Here is a 1139-nt window from a genome sequence, read left to right on the forward strand (position 1 = left end):
GCTCACCGACAAGCTGATCGCGCACAACCGGGAGCACCTGGCGTGGGCGTGAACGCTTCGGTCCTCGCGATCGATGCGGGGAACAGCAAGACCGATGTGGCACTGATCGGTGAGGACGGCACGGTTCTGTCGGCGGCCCGCGGCGGTGGCTTCCAGCCGCCGGCCGTGGGGATCGAGACGGCCGTGGACGTTCTCGGTGCGGCCGTCGGCCGGGCGCTGGAGCTGTCCGGCGAACCGGTGGACTCCGTCGCACATGTGTCGGCCTGTCTCGCCAACGCCGATCTTCCGGTGGAGGAAGAGCAGTTGGCGGCGGCGCTGCGCGCCCGTGGCTGGGGATCCACGGTCGAGGTGCGCAACGACACCTTCGCGATTCTGCGCGCGGGGGTGGACGAGCCGCGGGGTGTGGCCGTCGTATGCGGTGCGGGGATCAACTGTGTCGGCATGGTGCCGGACGGGCGGACCGCGCGCTTCCCCGCCATAGGCCGGATATCCGGTGACTGGGGCGGCGGTTCGGGGCTGGCCGAGGAGGCGATGTGGTTCGCCTCGCGGGCGGAGGACGGCCGCGGTGAGCCGACCGAGCTGGCCCGTGCGCTGCCCGGACACTTCGGGCTCGACTCGATGTACGCGCTGATCGAGGCGCTGCATCTGGGCCGGGTCGAGTTCGAGCGCAGGCACGAGCTGACTCCGGTGCTCTTCGCGACCGCGGCGGCCGGGGACCCGGTGGCGGGTGCGCTGGTGGACCGGCTGGCGGAGGAGGTCGTCGCGATGGCGTCGGTCGCGCTGACCCGGCTCGGTCTGCTGGACGAGGAGGCGCCGGTGGTGCTGGGCGGAGGGGTGCTGGCGGCCCGTCACCCGCAGCTGGACGACAGGATCGCCGAACTCCTCGCGGTACGTGCCCCGAAGGCGGTGGTACGGGTGGTGACGGAGCCTCCGGTCCTGGGGGCAGCGCTGCTCGGCCTGGATCACACGGGGGCGGCTGCCGGGGTGCACGAGAGGCTGCGTGCACAGTACAGCTGAGACGGTTTTCCGCCGCAAGGGGGCGGGTGCGGGGCATGGGGTGGGGCCGAAGCCCCCCGTCGACGCGGGGGTAAAACAACAACAACACCCCCCCGCAAAGAAATAAGAAACAAACTCGATCA

The 1139-nt window shown here is 71.1% G+C and carries 1 protein-coding gene; it reads left to right on the forward strand.

The features are described 5' to 3' along the window. Positions 1-42 precede the first annotated feature (42 nt). Positions 43-1017, forward strand: a complete 975-nt coding sequence (locus tag ACFVYE_RS28655) for an N-acetylglucosamine kinase (protein WP_383979814.1) — start codon at positions 43-45, stop codon at positions 1015-1017. The last annotated feature ends 122 nt before the right edge of the window (positions 1018-1139 follow it).

Source organism: Streptomyces sp. NPDC058239 (assembly GCF_042882185.1).
GTDB lineage: Bacteria > Actinomycetota > Actinomycetes > Streptomycetales > Streptomycetaceae > Streptomyces.